Genomic DNA, 4,976 nt, shown 5'->3' with positions numbered 1-4,976 from the left:
GGGGGGGGGTGGTGCTGGCGGTGGAGCCGGAGCCGGGGATGTTGGTGGAGCTGTCGCGCGACGCGCACCGGGCGCACGAGATGGTGCCCGGGGCGCTGGAGTGGCTGCGGGCGCGGCTGCCGACGGACGCGGAGGTGGCGGCGTGAATCGGATGCGAATCCGTTTCATCTCCCGGCGCTTCTTCCCGGCGATCTCCGGACGGAGCACCTGGCGAAGAAGCTGGAGGGCTGCGCCTGTTACGGCTCACAGCTGGGCTTCCAGTTCGGAGGCGTGGAAGGCCTGGTGACGACGCTGACGGCCTTCCACCGCCGAGAGGCCCGTGCGCAGGGGCGAACAGGGGCTGCGGAGGTCTTCCTCAGCTGAGAGGCCGCAGGGGGTGCAGCAGGCCCGCGTCGTTGAGCACCTGCTGAACCTCGGCGGCCAGCCGGACGTGTTCCGGATTCGTCATCGTGAAACGCTCGGGGGTCAGGACCACCAGCGTCCCCAGTTCCCCCACGGGCTCTACGTGCACGGGAGCGGGGAGCGGAGGCACGGTCCCCCGTTGACGGGAGAAGTACATCACCCAGCCAGGAAGGGTCCCCGCCTTGTATCGCTGGGCCGCCAGGCTCATGAGGTGTTCGGTCGAGGTCGCAAGACCGAATTCCGGCTCCCATGCGCGGACCATCTCTCGAATCACCTGGGAAAGCAGCGGGGCGGTCGCGACTCGTTCCGCGAGCGGCCCCTGCTCAGGGGGCGTGAGGACGCAGGACGAAGGCTGCCAAGGGCTCTCTGAGCCACATGAACCGGTAACGCTTGTCGTGTCGTCCGGGGAAGGACCTGACCAAAGCCCATAGAGGAATCCATCGCTGAGCCGGCGATCCTTCCTTTCAAGGTATTTACGCAATGAGCCAGCATCCGTGGCCACATGCAGCCTGGACGCCTCCTGAAAGGAGTCTCCAGGCTCACACCAGCGATTCCAGGTCGGCTCCAGAGGGCTCAGGGACTGGAAGAGCGCAGCCGCACGCTGGGCACACGACTTGGCTGACTCAAGACGCCCCATCCAATAGGTGCCTGCGAAATAGGTTTCAATCATGGCGTGGCAATGTTCACGGAGCGGTGGGACGCAGGACGACCTCTATATCGACGCTCTCCCTGGCGAACATCTTCCTGAGCATTCCTGCGAAACGCTCCTCTGCGACGATCCAGCGTACAGGAATGCCGTTGGCACACCGCAACTGACGTCGTGCTTGCTCAAGCACCCTGATATCTCCCCTGAAGTAGGTCTTGAACCCCTGGAGGCCATCAAGGAACTTCTCATAGCCGGGCCCCTTGGCCTCCAAGAGCAACGGCTCCGTCGTATCGAAGCCATCGAAGTCCGCCCGCTCCCCCACGCCTTCGACCCGGTACGCCTGCCCCTCGGGCGTTCCCGTCACCTGCGCTTGATACGCCCGGGCTCGCTCGGACATCGACTCCGTCACCTGCACCCACTTGCCCGGGCCTCCCGAGGGTAGCCCGCCACCCGCAGGCCCCATCGCGCTCATCGTCACCGCCGTGGACGCGAGCGTCACCTCCACGGCGCTGCCCACCACCGCCACGGCACTCACCCCGCGCACCGCGGAAAGCGAGAGGCTTCCCTGCGACGCACCGAGCATTGAAGCCTCCATGAGCCCGGGCAGCTGCGCGAGCGCTGTGGACAATCCCAGCGTCACGCCGTGACTCACCACCACCGTCACCGCCAGCACGAAGAGTCGCGCCACCTCCGGCCCCAGCGTCCGGCCGAAGGCCTCTCCCGCCTCCTCCAACTCCTGGAACGTCGTGGCCCGGTCCGTCGCGTCCTTCAACGTCCCACACGCCCTCACCACCGTGAGGAACGACTGGACCCCCAGGTACATCAGCATCACGGCGGCCAGGACCGCCGCGGCCTTGGTGAACACCGGCTCCGGCGCTGCCGCCAGCACCACCCAGGACGTCAGCGCTCCCGCGATGACGGAGACGATGAGGGCCGGGTTCACCGTGTCCCGCAGCGCCTCCCCGATGCTCGCGCGCAGCGGCTCCAGGGACATGCCCACCGCGAACGTCAGCCGGTCCAGCTCACTGAAACCAGCGCCGTCCTCCAGCAAGGACAGACAATCCACCGGCGCCTCATGGGCCCGGCACCACTTCCCGTATCGGTCGCGCAGCAGGTACGCGAGCCCCTGGTCCCGCAGGGCCCCCTCGCTCGAAGAAGCGCGCACCACGCGCCCGTGCCGCGAGGGCCGCACCGTCAACGGCAGGTCCAGCACCAGCCGTGACAGCGCCTCCTCGAACTCCGCCGCGCGGATGGGCGGCGGGCGCGCACTGGCCGCGGGCGCGTACGTCCGCACCTGCCCCTCACTCGTCCGCAGGCGCACCGTGGGACTGCTCGCACAGCCCGTCCAGAACACCACCAGCATTGCCCAGGTGGCGATTCGTCCCCACGGCGTCAGCACGCTCGCAGTCATGGATGCATTTCACCATGCATCCCTGCCCGGCTACCGCCCAAACCCACCCAACGCCGTGCGGCTGAAGCTCGCCGCGCCCTGACTGACACGGACCGCGGACTGGCTGAACACCTGGAACGCGGCGCGGATCTCCTGCGCGCTCTGGCCCGGCGTCAGAATCCAGCGGTCCGCGATGCCCATCTCCTGGAACACCCGCCGGAAGTCCGTCACCCCATCGTCGATGCCCATCGCCGCGACGATGTGGTTCTCCACCCGGTGCAGGTCCTTCACCAGCGCCGCCACGTCCTTCGCCCGCGCCTTCTGCGACCCCTGGTCCGCGCCGTCCGTAATCAACAGCGTCACCGTGCGCACCGCGACGCCGTTGCCGCTGAACTCCTGCGCCTTCGCCAGCACCGTGCCCAGCAGCACCACCGCCTGGTCATACAGCGGCGTCCCCATGTCCGCCGTGTAGTTCCCCGAGTGCATCCGCACCACGTCCTCCAGCGGCCGGAAGGGATTGAGCACGTGCCCGTTCAGGTAGCGCGTGTGGAACAACACGCCGTCCTTCTGCTGACTCGCCAGCAGCGAATCCAGCACCAGGTTGTGCCCGTCGCACACCGTCTTCGTATGCCCCGAATGCGAGATGCTCCCGGAGTCATCCGGCATCACCGTCACCAGCACCACCTCGCTCGCCTGCACATCGTCCACGTGGATGCCCAGGCCCGCCTGGATCTGCGCCCCCAGGTCCACCACCGTCAGCGCCTGCAACCCCGCGGGGCTCAGCACCCCTTCCGCGTGCGCATCCTCGAAGAGCTTCTGGACCCCGCCACCGTTCGCCTTGCTCATGTCCGTGTCTCCTTTCGTGTGAGTGCCAAAGCCAGACGTCACGCCAGGTGCAGGTCAGGCCAGCTCGCCAACGGGTCCGTGGACTTCACCAGGTGCATGCCCGCATCCGCGAAGCGCTTGAGCGCCGCGTCCGCCTGCGGCGTGAAGTCCGCCACGAAGCCCCCCTTGCCGTTCGGCACCGTCACCGACGACATGCAGTCCGTCAGCAGGTACACCTTGCGAGCCAGCGCCGCGTCCTGCGCGACGATCTCCCCCAGCAGGTCGTCGATGGAGCTCTTCACGCAGTGGCTCGCGGCCTGCCCGCCAATCACCACCGCGTCCGACGTGAGCAGCGTCTTCAGGAACTGCGTGTTGCGCTGCGCGAGCGGCTGCCCGTCATGCCGCATCAACACCTCCGGCCGCAGCACCGAGTAGTTCTCCGTCAGCGGGTTGCCGCCCTTCACCTCCGCCCACGACTGCACGCCGCGCGCGAACGAGTGGAACAGCCGCGCCTCCTGCACCACCCCCGACAGCGCGTGCCCATCACTCCCCAGCAGGCAGTGCGGCGGCCACAGGTACAGCGTGTACTTGCCCGCCCGCTCCAACTCCTCGCAGTAGAACTTCACCTGCTTGAGCAGCCACGGGTAGTTGCCGCCGCACAGCCACTTCGCCACCGCCGGGTTCGGCCGCGCCTGGCCGCGCTCAATCTGCTCGCGCGTCACCTCCCGGTGCGCCTGCAGGGGCTGGTCGTCCTGGTCCACCCAGAACGACGGGAAGAAGATCTGGTAGGCGAAGTGCGTGTCGAGCGTCGCGGTGACGTTCGTCAGCGTCCCCAGGTTCCGGTAGATGAACTCCGCGATGCGGCGGTTGTCGTCAATGGCGCCCCGGCCGCTGCGCCCCCCGACGTACAGCGAGCCGTCCGGGAAGCAGAAGTCCTTCTGCACGTCGATGAGCAGCAGGTGGACGTTGAAGCGGTCCGTCGCCGACACCTTCACGCCCTGCGCCGCCTTCCACGCAGTGGCCTCCTGCTGGAGCTTCCCCGAGTTCGGGCCGTACCCGTACTCGGCCGCATGGTTGGCATTGTAGAACCCGGGCAGCGGCAATTCCTTCGCAGTCGTCTTCGCCATGTCCATCCCCCTTCACGTGCACTTCACGTCATCCGCAACACGGTGAGGTCCTGCGCCCCCACCACCATCAATCCCTCTCGCGACAACAGCAGCTGGCACCCCGCGTCCACGAACGGCTCCGCGTCCGGGAACTCCCGCACGGCCTCCAGCTGTCCCTGCCGGTTCTCCACGCGCGTCAGCCCCGCGTCCGTCGCACAGAAGAGCGCGCCCCCCACCGCGCACTTCCCCCGCAGCGTCCCCAGCCACGAGCCGTTCCCCGCCTCGGCCCAATTGCTCGCGCGCACCACCCCGTCCGGCCCCAGCAGCACCGCGTGGTGCACCGTGCGCCCTCCGAACTCCTCCGCGAGCAGCAGCCACACCGTGTCCCCGTCGAACACGGCCTCCGCGTCCAGCAACTGCCCCGAGGGCCACGGCAGCGCGATGCCATCCCTCAAGCCCTTGCGCTCCACATCGAACAGGAAGGCCCCCCTCAAGCCCGCGGCCCGGTGGAACCCCAGCCCGAACCGGGGCCCCACGAACAGCCGCGTCTGCCCTTCCAGCACGTCCCCCCACCGCTCGGCCCCATACGCTCCGTCCCGCCACAGCC

At 68.2% G+C, this 4,976-nt stretch carries 4 protein-coding genes and 1 pseudogene; all 5 read right to left on the bottom strand.

Annotated features, from left to right (window positions below):
* Window positions 1-355: 355 nt before the first annotated feature.
* Window positions 356-1,072: an immunity 52 family protein gene (locus D7X12_RS45230; protein WP_120630263.1), complete on the bottom strand. Its 717-nt coding sequence runs from the start codon at window positions 1,070-1,072 to the stop codon at window positions 356-358.
* Window positions 1,073-1,085: 13 nt separating this feature from the next.
* Complete coding sequence (gene sitA5 / locus D7X12_RS45225) at window positions 1,086-2,459, bottom strand: SitA5 family polymorphic toxin (protein WP_120630262.1); 1,374 nt, start codon at window positions 2,457-2,459, stop codon at window positions 1,086-1,088.
* A 30-nt stretch (window positions 2,460-2,489) separates the two neighbouring features.
* Window positions 2,490-3,284 carry a hypothetical protein gene (locus D7X12_RS39210; protein WP_120630261.1) on the bottom strand — a complete coding sequence of 265 codons (795 nt, stop codon included), beginning with the start codon at window positions 3,282-3,284 and terminating at the stop codon, window positions 2,490-2,492.
* Window positions 3,285-3,322: 38 nt separating this feature from the next.
* Window positions 3,323-4,390 carry a cysteine hydrolase family protein gene (locus D7X12_RS39205; RefSeq protein WP_120630264.1) on the bottom strand — a complete coding sequence of 356 codons (1,068 nt, stop codon included), beginning with the start codon at window positions 4,388-4,390 and terminating at the stop codon, window positions 3,323-3,325.
* A 23-nt stretch (window positions 4,391-4,413) separates the two neighbouring features.
* Window positions 4,414-4,976: pseudogene (locus D7X12_RS39200) on the bottom strand (hypothetical protein); the annotation flags it as partial.

Origin of the sequence: Corallococcus sicarius (assembly GCF_003611735.1) — a bacterium.
Classification (GTDB): domain Bacteria; phylum Myxococcota; class Myxococcia; order Myxococcales; family Myxococcaceae; genus Corallococcus; species Corallococcus sicarius.
This window is presented reverse-complemented; position numbering and strand designations above follow the sequence as displayed.

What these genes read in the sequence shown, in the direction of transcription:
- sitA5 (WP_120630262.1), bottom strand. Translation starts at nt 2,459, where the DNA reads ATGACTGCGAGCGTGCTGACGCCGTGGGGACGAATCGCCACCTGGGCA.
- D7X12_RS45230 (WP_120630263.1), bottom strand. Translation starts at nt 1,072, where the DNA reads ATGATTGAAACCTATTTCGCAGGCACCTATTGGATGGGGCGTCTTGAG.
- D7X12_RS39205 (WP_120630264.1), bottom strand. Translation starts at nt 4,390, where the DNA reads ATGGCGAAGACGACTGCGAAGGAATTGCCGCTGCCCGGGTTCTACAAT.
- D7X12_RS39210 (WP_120630261.1), bottom strand. Translation starts at nt 3,284, where the DNA reads ATGAGCAAGGCGAACGGTGGCGGGGTCCAGAAGCTCTTCGAGGATGCG.